Annotated in this window: 21 protein-coding genes; 9 read left to right on the top strand and 12 right to left on the bottom strand. The window is 61.9% G+C overall.

All coding sequences use genetic code 11. The annotated features are described in order from the left end of the window. Positions 1-266: 266 nt before the first annotated feature. Positions 267-4,613 carry an ATP-binding protein gene (locus tag ACN9MB_RS20480; RefSeq protein WP_426270097.1) on the bottom strand — a complete coding sequence of 1,449 codons (4,347 nt, stop codon included), beginning with the start codon at positions 4,611-4,613 and terminating at the stop codon, positions 267-269. A 718-nt stretch (positions 4,614-5,331) separates the two neighbouring features. Between ACN9MB_RS20480 and ACN9MB_RS20475 the strand changes: the two genes are divergently transcribed. Beyond that, positions 5,332-6,132, top strand: coding sequence for a hypothetical protein (locus ACN9MB_RS20475; RefSeq protein ID WP_426270096.1), 801 nt, complete (start codon positions 5,332-5,334; stop codon positions 6,130-6,132). A gap of 202 nt (positions 6,133-6,334) precedes the next feature. Then, positions 6,335-6,967 (top strand): response regulator, encoded by a 633-nt coding sequence (locus ACN9MB_RS20470; protein ID WP_426270095.1) that lies wholly within the window; start codon positions 6,335-6,337, stop codon positions 6,965-6,967. Between the two features lie 62 nt (positions 6,968-7,029). Here the strand turns inward: ACN9MB_RS20470 and ACN9MB_RS20465 are convergent, their stop codons facing one another. The 3 genes from ACN9MB_RS20465 to ACN9MB_RS20455 all read right to left on the bottom strand — a co-directional run bounded on the left by ACN9MB_RS20465 (position 7,030) and on the right by ACN9MB_RS20455 (position 9,189). After that, the gene (locus ACN9MB_RS20465) at positions 7,030-7,245 is read right to left on the bottom strand and encodes a hypothetical protein (protein WP_426270094.1); all 216 of its coding nucleotides are present in this window, start codon (positions 7,243-7,245) and stop codon (positions 7,030-7,032) included. 108 nt (positions 7,246-7,353) lie between these two features. After that, the gene (locus tag ACN9MB_RS20460) at positions 7,354-8,202 is read right to left on the bottom strand and encodes a hypothetical protein (protein WP_426270093.1); all 849 of its coding nucleotides are present in this window, start codon (positions 8,200-8,202) and stop codon (positions 7,354-7,356) included. Positions 8,203-8,517: 315 nt separating this feature from the next. After that, positions 8,518-9,189, bottom strand: coding sequence for a hypothetical protein (locus ACN9MB_RS20455; RefSeq protein ID WP_426270092.1), 672 nt, complete (start codon positions 9,187-9,189; stop codon positions 8,518-8,520). A gap of 294 nt (positions 9,190-9,483) precedes the next feature. On the opposite strand from ACN9MB_RS20455, the gene ACN9MB_RS20450 reads away from it, so the two are divergent. Together ACN9MB_RS20450 and ACN9MB_RS20445 are read left to right on the top strand one after the other, a co-directional pair. Continuing rightward, positions 9,484-11,679 carry an ATP-binding protein gene (locus ACN9MB_RS20450; protein WP_426270091.1) on the top strand — a complete coding sequence of 732 codons (2,196 nt, stop codon included), beginning with the start codon at positions 9,484-9,486 and terminating at the stop codon, positions 11,677-11,679. Positions 11,680-11,757: 78 nt separating this feature from the next. Further along, positions 11,758-12,663 carry a LysR family transcriptional regulator gene (locus tag ACN9MB_RS20445; RefSeq protein ID WP_426270090.1) on the top strand — a complete coding sequence of 302 codons (906 nt, stop codon included), beginning with the start codon at positions 11,758-11,760 and terminating at the stop codon, positions 12,661-12,663. Here the strand turns inward: ACN9MB_RS20445 and ACN9MB_RS20440 are convergent. Beyond that, positions 12,631-13,365: an SDR family oxidoreductase gene (locus ACN9MB_RS20440; protein WP_426270089.1), complete on the bottom strand. Its 735-nt coding sequence runs from the start codon at positions 13,363-13,365 to the stop codon at positions 12,631-12,633. The genes ACN9MB_RS20445 and ACN9MB_RS20440 overlap by 33 nt on opposite strands. A 198-nt stretch (positions 13,366-13,563) precedes the next feature. Here ACN9MB_RS20440 and ACN9MB_RS20435 point away from each other — a divergent pair, with 198 nt between their 5' ends. Next, positions 13,564-13,896, top strand: a complete 333-nt coding sequence (locus ACN9MB_RS20435; protein WP_204637540.1) for a DHCW motif cupin fold protein — start codon at positions 13,564-13,566, stop codon at positions 13,894-13,896. Positions 13,897-13,920: 24 nt separating this feature from the next. On the opposite strand, the gene ACN9MB_RS20430 is transcribed toward ACN9MB_RS20435, so the two are convergent. Further along, positions 13,921-15,381 (bottom strand): FAD-dependent monooxygenase, encoded by a 1,461-nt coding sequence (locus ACN9MB_RS20430; protein ID WP_426270088.1) that lies wholly within the window; start codon positions 15,379-15,381, stop codon positions 13,921-13,923. Positions 15,382-15,970: 589 nt separating this feature from the next. On the opposite strand from ACN9MB_RS20430, the gene ACN9MB_RS20425 reads away from it, so the two are divergent. Continuing rightward, positions 15,971-17,542 carry a methyl-accepting chemotaxis protein gene (locus ACN9MB_RS20425; RefSeq protein ID WP_426270087.1) on the top strand — a complete coding sequence of 524 codons (1,572 nt, stop codon included), beginning with the start codon at positions 15,971-15,973 and terminating at the stop codon, positions 17,540-17,542. Positions 17,543-17,605: 63 nt separating this feature from the next. Here the strand turns inward: ACN9MB_RS20425 and ACN9MB_RS20420 are convergent, their stop codons facing one another. Further along, the gene (locus ACN9MB_RS20420; protein ID WP_426270086.1) at positions 17,606-18,010 is read right to left on the bottom strand and encodes a carboxymuconolactone decarboxylase family protein; all 405 of its coding nucleotides are present in this window, start codon (positions 18,008-18,010) and stop codon (positions 17,606-17,608) included. A gap of 191 nt (positions 18,011-18,201) precedes the next feature. Between ACN9MB_RS20420 and ACN9MB_RS20415 the strand changes: the two genes are divergently transcribed. Then, positions 18,202-19,407: a YncE family protein gene (locus ACN9MB_RS20415; protein WP_426270085.1), complete on the top strand. Its 1,206-nt coding sequence runs from the start codon at positions 18,202-18,204 to the stop codon at positions 19,405-19,407. 78 nt (positions 19,408-19,485) lie between these two features. On the opposite strand, the gene ACN9MB_RS20410 is transcribed toward ACN9MB_RS20415, so the two are convergent. After that, positions 19,486-19,971, bottom strand: a complete 486-nt coding sequence (locus ACN9MB_RS20410; protein WP_426270084.1) for a nuclear transport factor 2 family protein — start codon at positions 19,969-19,971, stop codon at positions 19,486-19,488. Positions 19,972-20,097: 126 nt separating this feature from the next. Next, positions 20,098-21,693, bottom strand: coding sequence for a hypothetical protein (locus tag ACN9MB_RS20405; RefSeq protein ID WP_426270083.1), 1,596 nt, complete (start codon positions 21,691-21,693; stop codon positions 20,098-20,100). A 398-nt stretch (positions 21,694-22,091) separates the two neighbouring features. Here ACN9MB_RS20405 and ACN9MB_RS20400 point away from each other — a divergent pair, with 398 nt between their 5' ends. Then, positions 22,092-22,781: an SGNH/GDSL hydrolase family protein gene (locus ACN9MB_RS20400; protein ID WP_426270082.1), complete on the top strand. Its 690-nt coding sequence runs from the start codon at positions 22,092-22,094 to the stop codon at positions 22,779-22,781. Between the two features lie 2 nt (positions 22,782-22,783). Here the strand turns inward: ACN9MB_RS20400 and ACN9MB_RS20395 are convergent, their stop codons facing one another. Further along, positions 22,784-22,987: a hypothetical protein gene (locus tag ACN9MB_RS20395; protein ID WP_204637532.1), complete on the bottom strand. Its 204-nt coding sequence runs from the start codon at positions 22,985-22,987 to the stop codon at positions 22,784-22,786. Continuing rightward, positions 22,968-23,633 carry a glutathione S-transferase family protein gene (locus ACN9MB_RS20390; RefSeq protein WP_426270081.1) on the bottom strand — a complete coding sequence of 222 codons (666 nt, stop codon included), beginning with the start codon at positions 23,631-23,633 and terminating at the stop codon, positions 22,968-22,970. Before ACN9MB_RS20390 ends, ACN9MB_RS20395 begins: the two co-directional genes overlap by 20 nt. Before the next feature lie 133 nt (positions 23,634-23,766). Here ACN9MB_RS20390 and ACN9MB_RS20385 point away from each other — a divergent pair, with 133 nt between their 5' ends. After that, positions 23,767-24,231: an Lrp/AsnC family transcriptional regulator gene (locus ACN9MB_RS20385; RefSeq protein WP_426270080.1), complete on the top strand. Its 465-nt coding sequence runs from the start codon at positions 23,767-23,769 to the stop codon at positions 24,229-24,231. Positions 24,232-24,281: 50 nt separating this feature from the next. On the opposite strand, the gene ACN9MB_RS20380 is transcribed toward ACN9MB_RS20385, so the two are convergent. After that, positions 24,282-25,280, bottom strand: a complete 999-nt coding sequence (locus tag ACN9MB_RS20380; RefSeq protein WP_426270079.1) for a VOC family protein — start codon at positions 25,278-25,280, stop codon at positions 24,282-24,284. Positions 25,281-25,347: the final 67 nt, after the last annotated feature.

The raw sequence follows: 25,347 nt of genomic DNA, 5'->3' as shown, positions 1-25,347 counted from the left end.
GAGCTGGTCATGTGGCAGCCGGCGTGATGCCGAACGACCCGACTTCGTCCCAAAAAAAAGGGCGGCCGTCAGGGGGCGGCCGCCCAGTGCCCTTGTCCTTGAGTTTTCGATCGCCCCCAGGGGGTGGGGTGATCGGTAACCAGTCCGTCCTTCGATATCTGATGCCTCAGAGCCATTGAACGATACGAGATTTGCCCCTTCCAATGAATCGGACGGCTCCTAAAGCCGTTGGTTGCGTGGCATCGTGGCAAGACTGATGCACCAGGCTATGAGTGAGTCGCCATATCCGATTCCAGCTTGTGCAATAGCTCACCGATCTCGATCAGGCGTTCGGTGATGAACTCCACGCGCTCCTGCAGGCTGGCATCCGCGTTGAGTGGTGCAGCGTTCCCGGCAACAGGCCCGACGACGCCGAGCGAACCTTCGATGCGATGAAGCAGGAAGCGCTGCCGTGCCTCATTTCCGTCCTGGATAACTTGATCGAGTTCAGCCATGTCCGTGCGGCAAAACGTGAGTAGCTCGCGAAGCGTTGTGCGGATTAGTACGGGATCCTTGTAGAAGCTCAAAAGGTGGGCCGCCTGCTCATCCAGACCGTCCGGCAAGTTTGCTGGCTTGCCGCCGCGAATGAACCGCGCGTACGGAGCCAGGGTTCTGTCGAGGTCCTTGAGAGTTGCCGGCTTTGCTAGAAAGCCGTCCATGCCTGCGGTCAAGCATGCCTGTGCCTGCTCGGGCAGCGCGCTGGCGGACAATGCAATGATCGGCAAATGGCGGCCGTCTTCCTCCGCCAGTCGAATGCGGCGGGTCAGCTCGAATCCGTCCAGGTTAGGCATGTGGCAATCGGCGAGCAGCAGATCGAAATGACTTTGGCTCAGCGCAACTAAGGCCTCCTCTCCATCGGCGACCATCGTGTGGGGATATCCTAGCGCCTCGAGCTGCTTGGAGATGACCGCTCGATTGATCGGCGTGTCTTCAGCCACCAGGATCGTGAAGTCCGAGCCTTGCGGGGATGCTGGCGCCGGTATCTCCACTTTGCTTTCAGCCAGTCCAAGAACCTCCAGACAAAGATCCCGCAGCTGACCCCACAGGATGGGATCCGTCTTCAGTTGCGGACCTGCGATATCGGATCGTGCCTCGTCGGGTACCAACGCAACCACCGGATTGCTCATGCGAGGTGCAAGCTCGCCCGCTTCAGTGAGGTCCGCAAACAGGATGTCGAGGCTGACGTCTGCTCCGGAAACCTCAGAGCTGCCAGGCATGGCCAATACGTCGAAGCCAAGCGCAGTGAGGGCGCTGGTGAGCTCCTCCTTCATCGTGCTGTCGGCAGTGAGTACGTTGGCCTTCTTTCCAAGCAATTCGGCCGGGGACTTCCAGGTCAGCACTACCGGAATGGGGAGCTCGAGAATGGCGCTCGTTCCTTTGCCTGGCGTGCTCTTGAGGTAGAGCTTGCCGCCCATCATCTCGGCCAGTCGCCGACTGATGGACAGGCCCAGGCCGGTGCCGCCGAATCGTCGCGTGGTCGATTGTTCGGCCTGCGTAAAGGGGTTGAACAGGCGGGCAAGGCTTGCTGCCGGTATGCCGATTCCCGTGTCGGAGACGACGAATTTCACCATGTGGCCATGGTCGGACGACTGCGCGAGAAGCGTGCGAACCGTAATGCTTCCCGTGCTGGTGAACTTCAGTGCATTGCTCAGAAGATTGGTAATGATCTGACGGATGCGAAGTGCGTCGCCAGAATAAAACTGCGCCAGGTTCGCGTCGTGGATGGCGTAGAGCCGGATACCTTTTTCCCTGGCTCCGCCAGAGAAGACACCAACGACACTGTCGATCAGCTGGTGGATATCGAACGAGACATTTTCCAGATCGATGCGGTTGGCTTCGATGCGCGAGTAATCGAGGATGTCATCGAGAATCTGCAGCAATAACTTGGCTGAGTCTTGCGCCATGCCGAGCATGTTGGATTGCTCGTGATCGACTTTGGTCCGCGTCAACAATTCGATAAGACCCACCACTCCCGCCATGGGTGTGCGAATCTCATGGCTCATCGCGGCCAGGAACGCACCTTTGGCGGCGACGGCACTTTCCGCCTGCGCCTTGGCATGCATGAGCTCCTCTTCTTGTTGGTGGGCTTGGGTGGTATCGATCCAATAGCCGCTCCACTCGGCCCCGCTGTTGGCCAGGGGTCTAGGGTGGCCGCCCTCGGTCCGCAACCATTTCCATGCGCCCCGAACCTTGAGGCGAAAATCGATGGGCGTCATCGCATTGAGGCTGTGCGCCGCTTCGTGCACATGATCGAGCAGGCGCTGACGATCATCCGGGTGAAGCCTGCTGGCGAGCTCCGGTTCGTTGTCGATGATCTCATCGGGCGAAAGGTCGAGCAGCACTTTCGAGTCGCCGCCGACATAGGTGAACTCGCGGCGCCCTTGCGACCACACTCTCAACTGGAATACCACCGCAGGCATGGCTTCGGTGATGTCGGAAAGCCGTTGCTCGGAAGCGCGCGCGCGCGCTTCGGCCCCTCGTATGTCACTGACATCCACGATGGTGCCCAGCATCCGCTTTTCCTGGGAGGTGCTACTGATAAACCGACGCCGCCAGGCGATCATGCTTTGAATGGCCTGCTCGCCTGGCAGGGGTGGGTGGGCGATCTCGATGCGCTCACTTTCACCGGTCTGGATGACGCGTTGATCGGCGGCGTGCTCTTGCTCGGGCGGTGGGAACGAGAAGTGTCCTGTTTCCAGTAGATCCTTCCCCAGCAGCTCGCTGCGGGATACATGAAGCAATTGCTCGTACGCTGCATTGACGGCGAGATAGCGTCCGTTGGCGTCTTTGACGAACACGGGATACGGGAGTGTTTCGAGCAATGCCTGTTGAAAGCTCAGTTCGTCGCCCAGCTTCTTCTCAGCGAGTGCCTGGGCGCGCAATGCGCTACGCAAACGGATATAGGCAAAGGCGCCTGCGCCGAATAGCAAAAGTGCAGAGCCCGAACCAAGCAGCACCCACTTCCACGGCACGCCGTAGTAATAGTCGGTGGTAAGCCAGCGGGCACGGATCGTCTGCCGCTGTGCTGCTGTCAGGCCATTCAATTCCCGATTGATGTATGGCAAGAGTGCCGCATTCGATGGACGAAGCCCCATAGCGAGATCGAGCTCGATTCCCGCCGGTCCGATCACGCGCAGTTCGGCCGCATATCGATTTCGGATTAGTGAATCGATCGCGGGAAGCGTGCCGATATATGCGTCGGCTTTGCCGCTTGCCACCATGGCGAGGCCGCTTTCGTTGCTACCCACGGGCACCAGCGTGCTTCCTCCAAGAAGCGCCTTGGCGCGCGAGACCATGCTTTGCTCTTCGCGGATGGCTACTATGCGCCGCGACAGATCGGATGGACCCGTAATGGGTGGCCCACCTACGCGCGTGACAATGACGCCCGGAAACGTCTCGTACGGTTGGCTGAACATCATGTCCTGGCCAGAAAAATCATTGGCGCTGCCGGCCGCGATCAGATCGACCTGGTGATGGGCCACCAGCTCTTTCAGGACATTCCAGTCGCTTGCCGGAACCAGCTTGAATTTGAGGCCGAGATCCTCGCTGAGCAAATGGAGGTAGTCCGCGGCAATGCCTGCAAACTGCCCCTGATCGTCGATGAAGCTATAGGGATAGCGGTCCGTCTCGTAAGCAACGCGAAGCTCGGGGAGGGAGCGGAGCCAGTTGTTTTGCTCGCTGGTCAATGCGCTCAAGGGCGGTGGCAGGGCATCGATCGTTTCGTCGATGCCCCATCGCCGGCGAAGCTGCAGCAAGTCATCTTGACTGACGCGACTCTCGGCTTTGCGCAGAATCTGCGCCAGCATGCCTCTGTCTTTGGGGACGGCAATCGTATAGCCCGAGGAAGGGATAAGTCCCAGGCCCAGCATGCGAAGGTCATCACTCTTCCTTCGCTGCATCAAGGCGCGCGTGCGCGACGCCCCGGCGCCGATGTATGCGTCGGCATCGCCCTGTGCAACCAGCTGGAGAGCTTGCGAGCCGTCGTTGGCAAACACCAGCGTGGCGCCAGGGTAGTACTTGTGTATTGCCGCATTGGCATAGCGATGCGGACGTTCAACGGCGATCCGCCGCCCCTCCAGCGTGCTGTCCCGGCGGATGATCTGCTCGTCCTGCCGTACGACGACAATGCCGCTACCGGTCATATACGGCCGAAGCAGATAGAAGCGAGGCGTCAGCTCCTGGATAACGCCCTGCCCGACATACAAGTCGAATTCGGAATCGGGCGTGCCGTTCCCCAGGGCGATCGACCAATCGGTAAAGGGGTGGAATTCCAGTCGGAGCCCGGCATAGGAGGCTAGTAGTTTTGCGTAGTCGACGCCCATGCCCTGGGGCTGTCCGCCCACCCAGCCTTCGATAGGCATGTGGTCGCCGGCATAGACGCCTACCTGGACAACAGGGTGTTCGCGAAGCCAGGTCTGTTCGTCCGGGGAAGGCGATGTGCTGGCTGATTCGGGCTGGATCTGTGCGAAGACGGGGCAGGGTATCGCAGTCGCGACGAATGCGACTGCCAAGCAAAAAAAGCAACGCCAGAGTGCAAGGTTTGAGGGCAAAACCGGCGTAGGTACATCGCTCATGCGCTCATTCCTCAAGCACAGCCAAACCTCGCGGCAGCGCGGCGATGATTAGGCATCCATTGACGTGAAAGCCGGGTGTGAAAGTGCGGCAGATGTCGCAAAGCCCAGGGCTTCCCACCCCCGTGCAGCAGCTGGCTGATCGATCCAGCAGTCGGGGCCGGTACGCGCCGATAGACAACGGTTCATCGCGTCGGGCGATGGCCTCGCGCCAGGGATGTTAGACCGATGATCCGAGGGTGCGATATCGGATAAGTACTAGACACTTCACCCGGCACAACCCGTTGTGGCCGAAGAAATTACTCGCTCTTGGATTTGTCCGATTCCTTCGTGTGGCACGAAAAGACACATTAACGGCCATGTAAGTAATGGCCGCCGCAGAAGCCTTCCGGAGGCCAAGCTCTGTGATCACGTTGCGCTAAGTGCCACGAGAAATTCGCCGCGCATGACGTGGTCAGGCGATGGCCCATGGCTGTTTGCGGCCCGCTCGGTGGATGGGAGAAGCGGGTCGGCCGCGTCCATCCAGAGACTCGGGACAGGGAAGTCGTGCGCAAACCTTATTGCTAGACGACTCGCGATTTTGATTTGAATGCCTGGAATGACGACGATGCAAGTCCCACGCTTAGAATTCATAGGCGCCCCCAAACAGCGCGTTGTCCGCAAGGACGGACAGGCCCTGCGCAGACGGGTCGCCGCGACCGCCGTGGCGTGGATGGCGTTCATGGGCATCGCCGATGCCGAAGCGCCGGTCACGACCGTAAAGCCTATAGCCCAGGACGCCGCCGGATGCGAAGCCGCCGCCAAGACGCAGCCAAAGCCCTCGGCCGCCTGCCTTGCGATCGCAGAGCAACTGGTGGAGGAAGCGCATGGCTACTACGCCGCTGGCGATGACGGTGCCGCACAACCCTTTCTGGACCACGCCAGCCGCTTCGCACCTCGAGATCTTCGCCTGTCCTTCGAGCAGGCATTAGTCGATGACGCGTCCGGCCGCTATCTGGAGGCCCGCAAACGCTTCGACCTTCTGCGCGGAACGGCAATGTGGCGTGCTGCTGCCGTTCCTTCCGCGGTAAACCTTGCGCTGCTCGGACGCTTCGAAGATGCCCGCGCGGCCTTTGCGGCGCTGAGTGGTAGCGCGGACACCGCCGAAGCCGGTTACGCTCAGTTGTGGCAGTTGTGGCTGGACGCGCGCACTTGGCAGGGTGACGCCGCCGCTCTGCGCGAAAAGCTGGCGCGCAATACGGTCGGTCTGCGTGCAGACGACGCTCCGCAACAGGCGTTGCTCAACCTTTTCGCGGGTCAGGGCAGCGTTGAGGCAGTCTTTGCCGCCATCGAAGCCTCCACGCCGGAGAACTCATTGCGGCGCCGCGACGCGCGCACCGAGGCGGCTTTCTTCGCCGGTGGCTATGTGCAATACGCGCTCCGCGACACGGCGGCGGCGCAACGGCTCTACCTCCGCGAGCTGCCCCAATCGGCGGCGTCGGTCGAGCGGCCAATGATCCAGCAATCACTTCGATCACCGTAGGCAAGGTTCGTTTTGGGGAAAGCAGCGCAACTGGCGCCAGGACATTCCCATGATCGCCTGCGGATCAGCCTGTATGCGCCTCACATGGCAAGTACCGAGCTCGCTTTAGACTGGCATCGGTGCGTGGCTGCAAAGAATCACAAATCTTTCACTTTATGCACGTGCCAGCCGCATCGTGCAAAGCTCATAAGGCCATCGGGGTATGAATATGCGCATCGTCATTGCTGATGATCATCCCATCGTATTGATGGGTGTTCGTATCGCCCTCCAAAGCCAGGGTGCACGATTCGAGGTCGTGGGCGAGGCAGCGAATGGGAGGGAGCTCATCGGCATGTTGTCGTCGGTGCAGTGCGATCTTCTGATCACCGACTTCGCGATGGACGACGACTCGGAGGGTGAAGACGGCCTGATGCTGTTGGAGACGTTGCGGGACAGCCACCCGAAGCTTCCTATCATTGTCCTGTCGATGCTCAGCAACCCCGCGCTGGTGCAGGGCATGCTTGCCCGGGGCGTTCGAAGCGTGATCGACAAGATGTCGCTGACCAAGGAACTCATGCTGGCGATTTCCGCGGTCACTGCGGGACGAATCTATCTGAGCGATCACACGCGCAAGCAGCTGATGGAATTCAGTGCCGAGGGCGCGAAGACGCTTTCAGCGCGCGAGGCGGAGGTGGTGCGTATGTTCGCCCTGGGTCTGACCGTGACCGAAATAGCTCGTCGCACGGGACGATCCGTGCGGACCATCAGTCAACAGAAGCGCGATGCCATGCGCAAGCTCGGCCTGACGGGTGACAAGCAATTGCACGAGTACGCTCGAACGACCGGGCTCTGCTGATCCTGCTGCCGGTCTGGTGATGATATCCGGCCGCTACTTGCATTGGGGGCAATGCGGTGCCATCAGTCTGGCGATTTGGGCTCTTCTTTCGATTTCTCGTCTACAAACAAGACGCGGACCTCTCGCTGATAGAGCGCATACTCCCGCTCCGAAAATCGGTTGGCAAAGTCGATCGCATCGACGACATTTGTCGCTGCGCCGATCTTTTGTCCGTTGCGGGAAATGAACCAGCCGCGACCGGGCTGCTTCTTTATCAGTAGGTGACTATTGCTGTTCATGATGGATCACTACCTTCACTTTCTGCGGCGGGAAGAAATTTCCGCCGCAGAATGAAAGATAGTGGCGGCCATGACGGCAGTGAATCAGATATCTCCGATGTAACCCATTCAATGATCAGCTGAGGCAACCGCACTCGTATTGCGGCATGTGAAGCGCTTCACGGCATCATCAAATTGCGGCTTGTATCCGTCGAAGTTTTCGACATTTGCGGTATATACCAGTCCGCACATTGCATGGTCTGGACCGTCGACAAGAATCACCAGCTCTCTCGCCTTTTCATGGCCTTTAACTATGGTTCCCTCTCGTTCGATCGCGGGGAGGTTGCCGACGTTATCTTCCCGGGAAGGAGACCAGGCTACGGTTCCCCCGGCCTTCTCGATCGTTTCAGTGGCCGATTCCATTGCAACGTTTGCTTCCTCCGACAGCGTTCGAGTTGGTCCGTCGCGTCCAAGCGATACAAGCATTGCTGCCACAGGCCTCTTGTTCTGGAACAGCACGGACCTTTGTGCCACTCCACCATCCACTCGCTCAACGGGCTCCAAGCGCCAACCCTCCGGCCACTCGAAATCAATGCGCGCGGGCAGCGGAACAGCACTCTCCTCCGTCGCACTCGATGACGGCGACGCTGCTGTCACATTCCCATTGTTTATCGATGACACCGCATTCAGCAGCGGCAGTATTTCCATAACGAGGAAGGTCACCATGAAGGTCAACCGGAATCGTGCCTTGGCGAACCTTCCGAGCAATCCAGCGACCACGGCACCCCATATCACCGGCCCCATGGTGTAACCGAACATTTTGGCGGGATCCCCCCCGATCTTGCGATACGCGATCAGGCAGCCGAGTACCAGGAAGGGAAGGCAGACCAGGGTTACCGTGACCCAGGAGATGTCCCTTCTCGCTTTGGTCGATACCACTGCACTGGCTGCTGTGTTCGATGGCGAAGGCGTTGCCAAGGAAAATTTCGGCATTCTTGCCAATTGGGAAGCCCGATAGGTGCAACCCGGGCACAGCACTGCCGGTGGATTGATGGTTACACCGCACTCGCTACAGCGCATATTTTCCCCTTATGCATGGCAGTCCGTTTGCTGCTTGACAACCGGCGGCGGCATGGCAATGGCCGCTCATCACCCGGCAAGTGCCTTGGCCAGAATGGCGTGCACCGGATTCCCTTCCGCTCGGTCAGACAAGCGGCCCCATTACGAATGCTGTCATGGCCTGCTTGCGGCCGGCAATTAGGCCGATCGGCGTACGCACATCACAGTCCGGCGCTACCCGCGATCGACACCGACCAGAAGAAAGGCGACCCCAGCGATGATGACGGTGGCCGCCACATTGGCAGCGGAGGCGATCAAGGCCGCCCGTGGCAGGGAGATCTTCAGAATCCTTGCGTAGATGGCGGATTGCGCGCCGCCGTACCAGGCGCAACTGAGCAACGCGATCGCGAGGCCGAGCAGGAGACCGAAGCCGTGGCTGTTGAGAAGAATGGTGCTGCCGATGGACAGGCCCAGCGCGAACGGAGCCAACAGGTAGCAATGAATATAAAAGGGCTGGCGAAGCGTCTCTCGCGTGATGGGCAATTTCTTCTGACGCAACATGCCCAACGCGCCAAAAAGCGCGAAGAAGCAGTAGATGGTGCTGCGAGTTGCAGTAACACCCTGCTCGGTGCCGAACAGCTCTTTGCCCAGCACGGTGTTGACCCTGGCCATGCCTGAGGGCGAACTGAGTTCGATCACGTGCGCGGCCAGCACGGTGAGAATGAGCATCAAGGGCGGTCCGATCATTTCGGTGAACTGCTGGTCGCGGTCCTGCCGCAATTGCCGTTGCGTATAGATCGCCACGGCCACGGGGTGACGAAGGGTCCGCCAGAGCGCCCGCGGATAGAACACCAGCCAGCTCATCACTTCGTACAGGAATTCTTCGAGAGACTGCAGGATGCGCATAAAGTCCATCGGTTTTCTCCGGCGAACGGCGGGCAGCGAGGATCAGGCTCGCGGGATTGAACGTTGCGCGCCCGAGAGGCCTCTCGCCCATCGATAGGCGATGAATGCCGGTGAATTTCGTGTGATCGCGGGCCGATCGCGGTAAGCGCACTTGGCACATGGCTCCTGGGAAAGCGCGCCAAACGAAGCTCGATCCGCTGCCGCCACCGGTCAGGCTGAGTGATAACCTCTGCTTGTTCCATCCGGCTCGATGCGGCTATTGGAACCACGCCAGGTGCTGCCCAGGACATCTCGATGCCGGTTGAGAAAGCCGATTCAACGATAGACCGCGCTGAGACGATGCCTGGACATGGAGACGGTGCAGCGTCGCTCGCTATGTTGTTCGAGCAATCGCCCAGCTTCATGGCGATTCTGGAAGGGCCTGACCACCGCTTTGTCCATGCCAATGCCAGCTATCTGCGTCTGGTGCAGCAGAGGCCGGTTCTTGGCCGCACCGTGGCCGACGCACTTCCCGAAGCTTTCGCCCAGGGATACGTCGCGCTGCTTGATCGGGTTTTCGGAACGGGCGAGGCCTATTCCGCATCCGGCGCCCGATATGTAACGCAGGCACGAATGGGTGGCGCCGCTGTCGAGCGGTTCCTGGACTTCGACTATCAACCCCTGCGCCAGGCCGATGGCAGCGTGACGGGGATCCTTGTCGAGGGGCACGATGTTACCGAGCGGGTGTTGGCGCAGGCGCTGCATATGGCGTTGCTCCGCCTTAGCGACGAGTTCCAGGCGCTGGGCCAGTCCGAGGATTTCAGTTTTACGGCGTGCCGGATACTGGGAGAAACCTTGAAGGTAAGTCGCGTGGGCTACGGGACGATCGATCCGGTGGCCGAGACGCTGCATGTCGACAGGGATTGGACCGCTCCTGGCGTGGAGACCTTGGCGGGCGTGACGCCGCTGCGTGAGTATGGCTCGTTCATCGATAGCCTCAAGCAGAACGAGTTCATCAACATCAATGATGTTCGCGAGGATCATCGAACGAGTGCGGTCTCCGCCGCGCTCGAAGGAAGGGATGCTCGCTCGTTTCTCAATGTGCCGGTGGTCGAGAAGGGCGTTCTGGTTGCCGTGCTTTACGTCAATCATGCAGAGCGTCGCGAGTGGACGGACGCCGAGACGGCATTCATGCGTGAGGTCGCGCGGCGCACACGTACCGCCGTGGAGCGTGCGCGTGCCGCATCGAACCTCCAGGAAAGCGAGCTGCGTCTGCGCGCAGCCAACGAGACGCTGGAGCGGCGCGTCAACGAGCGTACTGCTGCCTTGATGGAGATCGAGGAGCGCTTGCGCCAATCGCAGAAGATGGAAGCCATCGGTCAGCTTACCGGCGGCATCGCTCACGACTTCAACAATCTCCTGACCGCCATCAATGGGAGCCTGGAAGTGGTCGAGATGAACCTGGCGCGCGGTAAGCTGGACGATGTGGATCTGTTCATCGGCATGGCCAAGGACTCGGTTCAGCGCGCCACCTCGCTGACGCAAAGACTGCTGGCGTTCTCGCGTCGCCAAACGCTTGATCCCAAGTTGACCGACGTCAATCGACTGATCGGCAGCCTCGAGGACTTGATCAAGCGAACGGTCGGCCCGGCCGTCAACGTTGAAATGGTTCGTGCGGAATGCCTCTGGTTGACCCGGGTCGATGTCTCCCAGTTGGAGAACGTCCTGCTGAATCTCTGCATCAATGCACGTGACGCCATGGCTCCCGCAGGCGGCTCGCTGACCATCGAAACGGCCAACGAAACACTGGACGACAGCTCGTCGGCCCGCTGGGAGTTGCAGCCCGGCGAATACATCCTGATCGGCGTGACGGATTCGGGCTGCGGCATGTCGCCGGAGACGATCGCGCGGATCTTCGATCCTTTCTTCACGACCAAGCCTATCGGTCAGGGTACGGGTCTTGGGCTGTCGATGGTCTACGGTTTCCTGCGCCAGTCGGGAGGGCAGGTTCGAGTGCATTCCGAAGTCGGTCGCGGAACCACTTTCTCGATGTATCTCCCACGGCACCTCGGAACCTCGGCGACGGAGCCTGCGGCGGCACGCCTGAATCCCCGCGAGTCATGCAAGCTGGGCGAGTGCATCCTGGTGGTGGAAGACGAAGAGGTGGTGCGTCAGATCGTTGTCGAGCTGCTCACGGAGCAGGGCTTCGCGGTGCTGGCGGCGGCCAATGGCGCTGAGGGATTGAGGATGGTCGAATCGGGACGAAAGATCGATCTCCTCCTTACCGACGTGGGACTTCCAGGGGGCATGAATGGCCGCCAGTTGGCCGATGCCGTCCGGGTCGTGCATCCCCGGCTCAGCGTGCTCTTCATGACGGGCTACGCCGAGAATGCCGTGGTGGGAAGCGAGTTCCTCGCGCCGGGCATGGAAGTGATTACCAAGCCCTTCAACCTGGGAGCACTTGCCTTGAAGGTTCGGAAGATCATCGACCAGGCCGAAGGCGAGTCTTGAGCACGTAACTCGCTACGCTATGATCATCGACCCGATGGCTCGACCGGGGCCGCCAGCAACGTAAGAGATGATCCTGCCATGCAGCTTCGATATCTGCGGACCTTCGTTGCCGTCGCGTCCACACTGAACTTCACGCGCGCTGCCGAGCAGGTCCACCTGGCTCAATCCAGCGTCACGGAGCAGATCCAGTCACTCGAAGCGGACCTCGGTGCGATCCTGTTTGATCGGTCGGGCCGCAAACTGCGGTTGACGGAAGCGGGACATCGCCTGTTGCAGTACGCCGAGCGTTTGCTGGCGTTGGGACGCGAGGCGCGCGTTGCCGTTGCCGATGCGGCGACAGCAGGCAGCCCGCTTGCGCTGGGCGCATTGGAGACATTGAGCGCCCGCTGGTTGTCAGGACCGCTTGAGCGCCTGATGAAGGAGCGACCGGGCCTGCCGTTGCGGGTCGAGGTCGGCGGCACCGGCGACTTGCTTGCCCGTGTGCGGCGCGGCGAACTCGATGCGTGCCTGGTATGGGATGCTGAGCCTGAGGTCGCTTTGTCCAGTGCAATCGCGGACACGGCCGATCTCGTTGTCATTGCGCCTGCGCAACATCGATGGAAGCAGCAGAAGGCGGTCGCGCCGAACGATCTGGCGGGCGAACCGTTCTTTGTAACGCCGAAGGGATGTGTTTACCGTCGCATCTTCGATCAGGCGATGGCGGACCTCGGCGAAGCGCCGAACATCATCGGCGAGTTCGAAAGCGTGGCCACCTTGGGTGCCATGGTGGCGCGGGGCGGTGGCTGCGCCCTGATGCCTCGACTGGCCGCGCCGCTTCGAAACCGGCACATCATCGTGCGCCCGTGGCATGGCAAGAAACGCAGCGCCGCGATTCATCTGGTGTGGCGCCAACAAGCGGTTCAACCGCCGGCGCTGCGGATCTTGCTGGCTGTGTTGACGGACCGCCAGCTCTCACACGAGCCGGTGGCCGCCGTCGACGTGTAGCACCGAGCCGGTGGTGAACCCGTTGCGCATGAGAAAACCGATGGCGTGCGCGATATCGGCCGGCTGGCCGACACGCCCCACCGGGAGCCGCTCCGCCATCGCCTCCAGCATGGTTTCCTTCTGGTCGCCCGCTACCGTGGCCCAGATGGGTGAATCGACCCAGCCTGGCGACACCACATTGACGCGAATGGGCGCCAGTTCGATGGCCAGCGCGTAAGCCAGTGATGCCAGCGCTCCGTTGACGGCTGCCACCACGGAACCGCGTGCAGCGGGGCGATACGCAGCGATGCCGGAAGTGAACGTGATGGAACCCTTTTCCGATAGCGATGGCGCACCATGTTTCGCCAGCAGCAAGGGGCCGATCAGTTTGGAATCCACCGCGCGACGAACCGCCGGCAACTCCAACTCGGGCAACAGGCGATACACCCCCTCCAAGCTGGCCGCCGTGCTGACGATGTGATCCACCGGCCCAAGCCGATCGAACAAGCGGATGACGTCGTCTTCCTTGGTAATGTCGGCCATCTCGGTGTTAAGCAACGAGGCCTCGGGCAGGCTCGCGCGAGCGTCTTGCAGTCGCGCGGCATCGCGTCCTGCAATGGTGACCCTGGCGCCTTCGGCCAGCAGGGATGCCGCCAGCGACAGGCCCATGCCTGAACTTCCACCCACGATAAGTACATGCTCGTTGCGTTCGATCTCTGGCATCACCGGTCTCCTTGAAAGGGATCCCCGTTGTAGACCAGTGACGCCTGCCGGAGGAAACGGGAATTTCCGATCGGCATTATCGGTATCGCCGATGCCGACACTTTGATGGACTGCCGTGCGTGTGACTTTCGCCCCGTGCCAACGGCGAACACGAGTGCGAAAGTCCCCGCATGCTTTCTCCATGCCCCGGAGCTTTCGATGAAGTTGCCAGCGTTGCCGTTCACCATCACCGATTGGAATCAGGTTCCCGTTACCCGCCATCCCGGTGAATCCGGTGAGGCGCTTTGGCGAACCTTCGGCACGGGCGAGTTGCGCGTGCGAATCGTCGAGTACAGCCCCGGCTACACGGCCGATCACTGGTGCGACCGCGGTCACGTGCTCTACGTGTTGGAAGGCGAGCTTCACACGGAATTGAAAGACGGGCGCAGCTTCGTGCTCACGCCAGGCATGAGCTACCAAGTCTCCGACTTCGGCGACGCGGCCCATCGCTCTTCGACTCCGGTGGGGGCGAAGCTGTTCGTGGTCGACTGAGCCTGTTTTCGACCGGGCCGTATATCAGATCGACGGTATCGACTCGCCGACCCAGCTCGTCAGGGCATCGGCCAGCCCCTGTTGCGCGTGATCCCCGACCCAGGCCACGTAGCCATCGGGCCTGACCAATACGGCGGCCGGTGCATCAACCGTCCCTAGTGCAGGAACTTCGATCGTATCCGCACATTGGGCCTCCACCACGCGGACACGATTTTTCCATCCGTCCAGGCAGCCGGCTTCATCGAGGTTGAGCAGCAAGGGCCGTGCGCGATGCAGCAAGGTGAACAAGCGCTGCGGACCGTTGGCGGTTATCAGGTCGATGTCGGGCATGCGGCGTCCCAGCAAGGGATGCCCTTCGCCGAGATCGTAATGGACGTCCAGTCCACTCATCATCGCGGCCAAATATCTGCGCGGCTCATCCATGCGAAGCAGTTCGGCGGTGATGTTGCCCAGTGCCTTCGAGCGATCGTCCGGGCGGCGTAGCGCCATCTGCGCCAGGGTGTTCTGCAACACGCGCGCAGCGACGGGATGGCGCTCGGCGTGATAGGTGTCCAGCAGGCCGTCGGATGAGATGCGTTTGATCACCTGCGCCAACTTCCAGCCCAGGTTCACGGCGTCCTGTACGCCGATGTTGAGTCCCTGTCCGCCCATCGGTGGATGGATGTGGGCGGCATCGCCAGCCAACAGGACGCGCCGATCGCGATACGTTTCAGCCTGTCGCGTCATGTCGTTGAATCGGGAGAGCCAGGTAGCGTCGTGGATGCCGTAGTCCGTGCCGTAGATCGACATCAGCGCCTCGCTTACCTCGCGCAAGGTTGGCTGGGCGGCGGTTTCCAGGTGTCGCTCCGTCAACACGACACGTGCCCGCTTTCCGTCATCCAGTTGTCCAATCCCATGGGTGCCCGCCGCGTCATGACGGATTCCCCATGCGGGTTCCTCGGTCATCGCCGCTTCGGCGATCAGCCAGCTGGTGGTCGGCTCCCATCCTGGAAATGCGATGCCTGCCGCCTTGCGCGTACAACTGCGACCTCCATCGCAGCCGACGAGATACTCCGACCGCAGCGTGCGGCCATCGGACAAGGTGACCTCGACGCCATCGTCGTGTTGCGAAAGATCGCGTGCTTCGATGCCGCGATAGATCGGCACCGCGAGTTCGTCCACTCTTTCCGCGAGAATGCGCTCGAACTCGTTCTGCCACAGCGCGAGCACGTAGTTGTGCCGGGAGGGCAGGTCGCTGATGTCCAGAGGAACATGGAAGTGCACGGCGGGGTGCCGCTGTCCGCGTGCCAGGAATCGATCGGCGATGCCACGCTGATCGAGCACCTCGATCGTGCGCGCGTGCAGGCCGCCGGCACGCGACCCTTGCAGGTCCTGGCTGGCGCGCCGCTCGATGATCGCCACGTCGATATCCAGCAGCGCAAGCTCGCTCGCCAGCATCAGCCCCACGGGGCCGGCTCCCACGATGATCACCGCATGCGTCGTCATGGCGAAGCCACCTTCGCGCGCGTCGCTGCCTGGCGGCTCGGCGCCTTCGCCGCGTGATTCGTGCTCAGCGTGGTGCGTCTAGGGATATCGCACACCGACAACAGCTTCTGCATCTCGCTCTCCCGCCCGCACCGATGGTGCATCGGCGGGCGATGCTGCGACACGCCCCCGGGCTTACGGCAAGCCCCCCGTGCCGCTATACTCTGGAAGTGGCAAGAAGCACGTGATTGATGGCGGCCTTGCCCTCCGCGCCCCTGCTGCGCGAATCCCTTCTTTTCAGCGGCGATGTTCGATCTCGCACGCGCCATCCACGCATCCACACCGACAGCTGCGCGCTGGTTTCGCGCGTGCATCCGGCCGTCTAGGCCATAAGCGATAGACGACAATTTCACGCAAGCGAAACCGCGCCAGGGCACATTTAGCGATGCGTTGAGACGCCTAGAAGTCCACGAGCATCCCGCATGCGCAGATACATGCGGCGTTCGCATGGTTTTGCGTTCAAGCCTTTTCCCTCGCTGCCGAACAGTTGGGCCGAAACGTTGTGCCTGTCACGGCGTTGTCACTTCCACTCACGTTCGGAGTAGTCACCATGAAGAAAAAGAATAGGGATCTAAGTATTCGACTCAAACTCATGCTCGGTCTTGGACTGAGCGCGTTGATCATGCTTGGCGTGGGCTATCTCGGTGTGCACGGCGAGAGCCAGAGCAACGCCAACACCTCGGATATCTACTTGACGGACGTGCAACCGATCCTCGACATCGCCAAGGTGCGCCAGTCGGTGGATGCCAACCAGATCGCGCTCGCCCGTGTCCTGATCGAGAAGAACGCGGATCGTCTGTCGATTGCGGCGAAGGAAATGCACGAGCGAACGACTGCCGAGCAGAAGGCATGGCAGCACTATTACCCGATGATCTCCAGTGAACGCGAACGCCAGGCGGCCGATGCGTTCGTGGCGGACCTGAAGGAGGTGAGTGCGGCGAACGAACGTGCATTGACGTTGGCCGGCACAAAGGATTTCGACGACATGGCACAGGTACTTGGCGAGGCCTATCAACGTACGGCCGCGCGCATGGATCAGGCCATCGATGTCCTGTATGACGAGAACGAGCAGCAGGCGAAAGAGTCGTACCAGAGTTCGGAAAAGTCGTTCGAGTTCACCCGCTGGGGAACGCTCGCTGCACTCGCCGTGGGCCTGACGCTCATGCTGGCCCTGCTGATCGTCTTGTTGCGGGCGATTGCCACGCCAATCCAACGGGCGGCACTCGTTGCAGACGCGATCGCTTCTGGTCGGCTCGGAAATGATATCGATACCAGTCGCGGTGACGAAGTCGGCAGGCTCTTGTTGGCGCTGAGTCGCATGGATGGACAATTGAGTGCCATCGTCGGGCGCGTTCGCGCCAGCGCGGCTTCGATCGTCTCCGCCTCGCGGCAGATTGCTGCCGGCAACGACGATCTGTCGCAGCGCACCCAGGAACAGGCCTCGAGCCTGGAAGAAACCGCCAGCTCCATGCAGGGCCTCACGGGCAACGTCCGCGCCAATGCCGATAACACCGGTCACGTTTCAGGCCTCGTAGTGCAAGCGCTGGAACAAGCGGACGGCGGGCAGAAGGTGGTGGCGCAAACGGCCTCCGCGATGGACGACATCCACGCGTCGAGCCGGCGCATCGAGGAGATCGTCAGCCTGGTGGATGAGGTGGCGTTCCAGACCAACCTGCTGGCGCTCAATGCCGCGGTGGAGGCGGCACGAGCCGGCGAACAGGGCAGGGGCTTCGCGGTGGTCGCCTCCGAAGTGCGCGCCTTGGCCATGCGTTCGGCATCGGCGGCGCGCGACATCCGTCAACTGATACGCGAGAGTTCGGAGCGCGTCAGCAATGGCTTGACGCTGGTGGTTTCATCCAACGATGCGCTTCAGCAGATTCACTACGGCATGCGCGAAATCGTGCACACCATGAACGCACTCGCGTTGGCCGGCAATGAGCAGGTGCGCGGTATCGATCAGGTCAACATGGCCGTATCGCAACTCGACCTGATGACGCAGCAGAACGCTGCCATGGTGGAAGAGATGGCAGCGGCCAGCCAGAACCTGCACGGTCTGGCTGGCGAGCTGATGGAGCATGTGGGCTTCTTCCAGTTTCCCCAGCGCGAAATGGTAGCGATGTAGCGATCTGAGTTGCTGGCGTGATGCGCAGCCATCGCCTGGCTGCGCATCACGCCATGCCAGGCATCAGAGACCTTCGGAAGCGGTCCCCCGATGCGCCTGAAGGACTTCATCGAGCACCACCAAGGCGTTCCTGACTGCCGGCCCGCCTGCATAGAAAACCAGTTGCAGCACGGTCTCGACCAGCTGTTCCTTGCTGGCGCCGACGTTGAGTGCGGCTTCGGTGTGCGCGCGCAGTTGCGGCATCGCGTGTCCCATCGTCACGCAGGAAGCGACCAGGATCAGTTCGCGCGTAAGCAGGTCGAGGCCCGGCCGATCCATGACCGAGCCAAGCGCCCAGTCGATGGTCATGTCGGCGAAGGCAGGGCAGACATGCTGCATTTCCGCGACCATGGCTGCACCGGCGTGGCCGCCGTGCAGTTGCTCCAGCAGTTCGAGACCACGGCGGCGGGAGGGGGCATGTGCAGACATCGGCTTGTTCCTCGATCGGGTTGAAACGCTGCGTCTTTGTGCTCGGGAGCGCTGACTTGCGAACAGTATCCGCCGGCAAGGAAGCACCTTAAACCGCGCGAGCGTTGTGACACTCGAAAGCCAGCGTTGGGAATCGCGCCATCCGTCCACGCGTTCGGCGAAGTGGAGGCAGCGTCCGGGACTTCAGGCACATGGCTCGCGCCATCGCCGGCTGTATATCAACGCAGCACGTGTCGATGACATCGATGCATCCACGGTCGTATCCGCACGAGTGCAGCTATCAACGTCGTATCAACGGAGGACGAGTATCCATGCAGTGCAACCATCGAACGGTCGCCAAGAAGCGATCGTCTTCCAGATACCTGGGCCAATCCATCGCGTTCGGGTTGGCCTTGCTGGCCACGCAGTGGGCGAGTGCGGCGACGCCTTGCACGGACGCGCAGATCTGCGGCCTGGGAAATTCCGAAGACGCCGTTCGCCTGGGAACCACGCAGTGGGCCATCGCCACGCGGCTTGAGCCCGATCCCGCGATGACCAGCGGTTTCTACCTGATCGACCTGCAGGCACGTCGCGCCAGCGAACTGGTCACGGACGATTCGCGACCCGCCGATGCGCGCTTCAAGGCCTGTCCCGGCCCGATGGATCCGAAAAAGCTCGTCACCCATGGTCTGGACGTGCACTGGCTTTCTCCCGCGCATGGCGAGCTTTACGCGGTGAACCATGGCGGTCGCGAATCGATTGAGGTCTACGATCTGCGTTTGGGCGATGACGGTGCGCACCTGCAGTGGATCGGCTGCGTCGTCATTCCGGCCGACACGCTGACTAACGCGGTGGCGTTCGTGCCCGGCGGCATGGCGGTCACCAGCTTCGGCCAGCGCGACGACAAGGATCTGGCGAAGCTCCGCAAGGGCGAACCGAGCGGGTTCGTCGCGATGTGGTCGCCGGAAAAGGGCTGGCATCATCTGCCCAACACCCAGTTTGCCGGCAACAACGGCATCGCCTGGAATGCCGGCGACAATTCGCTTTACGTCAATGGATGGGGCGATGGCACCTTGCACATCGTGCCGCTTCGCCCCGGCGCTGCGGCGAGCACGATCAAGCTGGCCGGCATCCACCCCGACAACGCGCACTTCCTGCCCGATGGAAAGCTGTTGATCGCGGGGCAGATGGGCAAACCGGACGTCATCATGGGGTGCGGCCTGGGCCCGGTCTGTCCGATGGATTCGAACGTGGTGTTGTTCGACGTCCATGCCAGAAAAGTGATCGAGCAGATCTCTGCCAAAGCCACGCCGACCTTTGGCGCGGCGTCCACGGCAATACTCTTCGACCACCAGTATTGGGGAACCAGTTTCGGTGGCGATCGCGCGGAGCGACTGGGAGCCAGTCACCAACCCTGAGCGATCGTGGCATCCGCCGAACGCGGATGCCACGGCCCTGCCTGCGACGGGTGAGGGAGCATCGCCTGCCGCAGGCGCTTACTGGCTTTTCGCGGCGGCGTGCTGCGAGTAGACCGCATGCCAGCCGCCGTCCTCGTAGACCAGGATGTCGGAGGAGCGCACGCCCTTGTCCGGCCCCAGCGCGGGGTTGTAGAACGAGACGACGGCGATGTCACCGTGCAGCAGCACGGCGATCTCGGTCGGGTCGTCCCTCCGCCATGCGGCCACCTTCTCCTTCATGGCATCGGAGTCTTTGTTCTTGACCGCGCCGGCGATGATCTGTTCGCGCGAATGCGACACGCCGGTGGCGCCGATCGAGCGATAGCCCGGCAGCAGCATCCGCTCAAGGAAGGCCGTGTCGCCGTCCACTTCGGCACGCAGCCAATGATCATCGGCGGCCAAAGCACCCGCTTCCGTCCTTTCGCTCTCATGCGGTCCAGGTGGCGTCGGTCCCTTGGAGGCGTAGGTTGCGCCGATCACGCACAGCGTCGCCAGCGCGACCAGAGAACGTGTATGACGAAACATGCGGGTTCCTTGGGATGGAGAGGCTACCGCAGCTTGAAAGCCCCTCGACGCAAGCGCCTCCCCTTTGGGACGAACGGTGCACCATGCGCCACGAACGGCATCTCGGCGACGCAGGCGGCGCGGTGATCAACCCGTCGACTTGCCTGCAACCGTTGGCATCATGGCCTGCTCGACCAGATGGCGTACCTGCTCCCACGGCGTCGGACCCTCATGCATCGCGTACACCGTGTCGACCTGCAGATGTTCGCGCGCCACCGCCTGTGTCACCTCGTACATAAGGTCGGGATCGTAAAGCGTGTGATCGGCGTTCAACACCAGCGTGTCGCTGGCGTACAAGAGTTTCTGCTGCGGGAAGTACACCATGTACTGTCGCTCGGTCGAGGCGCCACGCAGCGGATACAACACCACCCGATTGGTACCCTTGCCGAGTTCCAGATGATCGCCGACGACCGTCCAGCGCGGCGCCCTTGGATGGGCTTGCAACTCATCCGGCTGCAGGCGATGCGGCGCGCTGACCAGCTTGTCCAGCAGCGGCTTGTTGAGGTCGAGCACATAGACCGGCAAACCCTCGGCCACCGCCTGTCTCACGCCGGCCATATGCGGCCAGGAATCGGATGTCGTGAGTACCGCCTTGATCGGTACGCCGGGATATTCGCCATGCACCTTGGCCAGTACGCCTTGCACGTAGCTGCTGGAGATCGGCGCTTCCAATAGCACGATGCCATCGTCCTGCCTGATCAGCGTCGTATTCCATGAGCCCTGGTACAGCTCGATGCCCGGCGCCAGCTCCACGCGCTTCTTGTCGCTGAACTGGCGGTTCCAGCCTGGCGATTGCATGCTCTTGGCCGCCACCGCGGCATCCATCGCGAACGTCTTCGCGTCCATCGGCAGATTGAAAGCCGGGTCGAGCAGTTGGGTCGAGGCGAACCACACGCCGTTGCGCCGATCGACGCGATTGGTGGGAAACACCACGCCCTGCACGACATGCCAGTTGTCGAAATAGATGCGCTGATCGACGTCGCCCCAGGCATACCAGAAGTCCTTGAAGGTGCGCGTGCGCTCCAGTGCATCCGGCAGATGGTTGTAGGCGTTCAGCAGCACCGTCACCGGCACCCCGTCCCAGCTGAATTCCACCGCGCTGTGCGGTGTGGCGCGCAACCATTGCGAAGGCGCGTAGTGCAGATCCGCGGCCGCCATGGCGTGAAGCAGAAGGCGCTCGGGACCCAGTTCCAAGGTGTCCTTGGCATCGTCGATGTCGGCGAGCTGGGCAGGCGAATCGCCCTGTTTGCCGCGGTAGACGCCGCCCCGAGGCGTGGCAACCAGGGTGACGTCGACATCGGCGCCGTGCGGATCGGATTCGGGCCAGGTCAAATGCACATCGCGCGCGATGCGTTGCTGGTCCAGATCCACCGTGACTTTGTCGCGCTCGTACGAGGTGATGAACGGCTGCTGCCGATAGGACTGCTCGGCCAACACGGTGTGACCGATCGCTTCGTAGCTCTCGCTGTGAATACCTGCCAGCCGCTCGGAACCGCCCATGGCGTCGATGGCCAACTGCACGCAGGCCTTCGCATCGAGATGGTCGCAACCCGGGTGCACTGCCTGCTTGACGGCATCGCCGTCCTGCGGCACATCGGCCGCCAACGCCGGTGTAGCCAGCGCCAGCGCGATCAGGGCCGGAAGAACGAGGCGAGGTGTACGGCGATCAAACGAACGGTCCATGGCATGGGGTCGGCAGCGCCCCTCCGGGGCAATGCAGCGCACGCTACGCGCGTCGCTTGGCTTATCCGCATGCAGAAAGTCACGTTCTTCGGGGTGCCTTTCGGCAGGGAGCAAGGACGTCGGGGCGCGTGAATTCAAGCTTTAGCGGAATTGTGCGAAGTGCCTCGTTTCGCTGAAACGCTGCCCATTGCCCGCGCGATTTCAGCGAACAGAGAGTGCGTCCGCAAGAACTTATGCTTCTTGTCTTGCAGCCGATGTTCGTGTCGGTGCGAAGCTATTCTTAGCCGAAGCATGGCTACGCGTGCGGACTTCGCCCCGGAACGGACACGCCCAGGCCAGCTTTGCGATGCACACTTCGACACCGGGTTCAGACAACCCCTGGAAGCCATGGAGCAGCGATGAAGCGATCACGTAAAACCTGGTTCCGCCTTGTCCTGGCTGCACTATGCGTGACCGTTGCGAGCCTGGCACAGGCGAGTTCCGCGTTGCCCAAGGTCCTGATCATCGGCGACTCGATTTCTCAAGGCTATACGCCTCACGTGACCGCGCTGCTGGACGGCAAGGCGGAGGTGACGCGCATTCCCGAGAATGGAGAAAGCTCATCCTATGGCGTCGAACAACTGGACGCGTGGCTGGGTTCCACCCGGTGGGATGTGATCAGTTTCAATTTCGGGCTGTGGGACGTTTGCTATCGGAACGCCGCGCTGCCCGATGGCAACGATCTGGACAAGGTGCATGGCGTCATCTCGGTGAGTCCCGAGCAGTATCGAAGGAATCTCGAGGCCATCGTTCGACGGCTGGAGCGGACGCATGCTCATCTGATCTGGGAGAACACCACGGTTATTCCGGAAGGCGACCCGGGCCGTAAACCGCAGGACGCCATCACGTACAACCGGATCGCCAAGGAAGTGATGCAAGCCCACGGCATTGCCGTGGTCGATCTGTACGGCTTGACCGCTGGCTTTGGGCCCGAACTATTCAAGCGCCCGCACAATGTCCATTACTCCGATGCCGGATATCGGGATATCGCCGCGGACGTGGCACGGGCCGTGGAAGAGGCATTGCCCAGAACAAGCGAACACCGTTGACCCTATTGGGAGCGCGACACGCCGTCGCCGATGCCCAGGCATAGACGTGTGGACCTTGCCACCTGTTTCGCGATGGAAAGAAGTTTGCTCTCACTGCCAGGCTCGCGCGGCGCTGGCGTGGCTGGTCGCGTGGCCAGCCTTTGCAGCAGTTTGATATCGGTGAGGTAGCCGTGCAGGCTCAGCAGATCAATCCACGGCGACGGCATGCGGCACTCTCTCACGCACTGACTGGGGACGGTCGATGGTGTCGCCGGACAGCGGCGTGGCCCTCATCGATGGGCGTGCGCAGAAGGCTTGATACCAGGCGGACAAACGGGGCCGGCCATACTGGAAGTCGTGGATCTGGCGGAACTCGATCCAGCTGAGCGCGGTGGCAACGGCGATGTCGCCGACATCCACGGCTTGATCATCGACCATCCGGTCTTCCAGATAGTCACAGGCCGCGATCACTTTCTGCAGCTGGCCTTCGAGCAACGGTGGCCATCTCAAGGCTTCCGGACGGCGCTTGGATTCCCAGCGAACGGCAATGCCGGCGTCGGCCAGTCCCAAGGCGAGCGCCTGGTGGAGCTGGGCGCGAAAACGCGCTGCCGGCGCGGAAGGGAAAAGCCTTCTCCCCTCATGCTGACTGTCCAGGTACTCGCAGATGACGGCGGATTCGAACAACACCGTGCCATCGTCGCAGACAAGGACGGGAACCTTGCCGAGTGGGTTCAGGGCGAACACGCCGGGATTGCGTTCGACAGGGCTGGTCTCCTGGTGAATCACCTCGATGCGATCGGCCAGGCCGGCCTCGTGGGCGAACACAAGCACCTTGCGTGCATACGGCGAATGGGATTGGTAAAGCAGCTGCATGGAACGGGTGCCCCGGGGCGGTTACCGAAGTGCTCCATGCTAAAGTTCGGCCGCGCGGCCAGTCCGCGACTTCTGACGGATCGACGCTTTCATTCCCTGTCTTTCAAGGATTTCGCGCGTGCCCGAGAACGAGTTGGACAAGATCGACCGGCGCATTCTCAACCTGCTTCAGAAGGATGCGCGCCGCCCCGCCGAATTGATCGGTGCGGACGTCGGCCTCTCGGCCTCCGCCGTGCAGCGACGGATCGTACGCATGCGCGAGGAAGGCATCATTCTCGCCGAGGTGGCCGTGCTGGACCCCAAGCGCGTGGGGCGCGCGTTGACGATGATCGTGGACGTCGAGGTGGAGCGCGAGCGTCCGGAGCTGCTGGCGAGCCTCAAGCAATGGATCGTGAGCGAGCCCTGCATTCAGGAGGCTTGGTACGTCACGGGTGAGGGCGACTACGTGCTGGTCGTGTTGGCGCGCGATGTCGAGGACTTCGAAGCACTCATGCAGCGCCTGGTGGCGGAAAACGCGAATGTGCGGCGGTTCCAGACCCGGGTCGCGCTGAGCACGCTCAAGCGCGGCATGTCAGTGCCGCTGGATCCAGCGCCTTGAGCATTGAGTGACGACGCTCTCGATCGAAAGCGTCGACGCTTGCGCGCGTGCTACCGGCTTGCCGTGGTGCACGGCGAGCCGCCCGACTGCATCGCGTGGAATTCGATGGACAGGCCGAGGTCGTCCTGAGTCGGGGCGAGGATGGATTCGCCGGACAACCCACGGTAGCTGACCAGCTTGCGCTCGTAGCCGCGCTCGACCCAGCGCTGCGCGCGCTCCAGATCGGCCACGGCATAGCTCACGCCAAGGATGCGTGGGCCGCCGTTGGCGATGGTCTGCTTGGCGAGTCCCGCACCATCGGGCTCGAGCGCCAACAATGCCGTCGGACCGACCGGCACGCAGAATCCCTTGGCGCCGACGGCCGCCAGCTTCACCGGCACCGCGTGACCGAAGCCCATTTTTTCGAGCTGCCGGCGATCGGCATCGGCATCGCCGGACACCAGCCATATCGACGAGAGTGCACGCGCGCTGTTGGGATGCTCGCGGGTGACGCGATAGTCGTCGGCATTGGTTGGGTCGAACTGGTCGGGCGCGTAACCGGCGGCATAGTCGATGAAGAACGTGTTGCTCGACAGCGGCGCGCGGTCGAAGGCAAACAGGCGCCAACCAGGCTTGGCGCTGTCCGGGCCGGAGAAGAACGGCGTGACGGCGTAATGCAGTGCCTGCAGCGATTGATGGATCGCATCGAGCGACGAGGAGCGAAAGCCGAACGTGCGCGAACCGGGCCCGCCCTTCAACGCCTGCTGGTCCTCCTTCATCCCCGGATCGAATTTGGGATCGGCTCGGGTGATGCCCAGCAATTCGATGAAGCTGCTGTCCGAGAAGCGGATATAGCGATTGGCTACGCCATCCGGATCGCGCCCGGGCCGAACCTGGAAACCCAGTTTGACCGCCATGACCGAGGTGACCTGATCGATCCCGTGCCCCCAGAGCAGGATATGGTCGAGTCGCGTCGTGGGGGCCGCCGGTGTCGGCGCCGGTGTGGCGGCCGAGGCCTGCGCGGCGCCCAGACACAGTAGACAGGCGGAAACGAACGGGGTCAAGCGCATGCGAATCCTCACATGAAAGACGATGGTGGTTTTGCCGATGCCAGCCGAACTGCGGCAAGGCGCCCTT

This window comes from Dyella kyungheensis (assembly GCF_049913195.1).
Lineage (GTDB): Bacteria > Pseudomonadota > Gammaproteobacteria > Xanthomonadales > Rhodanobacteraceae > Dyella > Dyella kyungheensis.
This window is presented reverse-complemented; position numbering and strand designations above follow the sequence as displayed.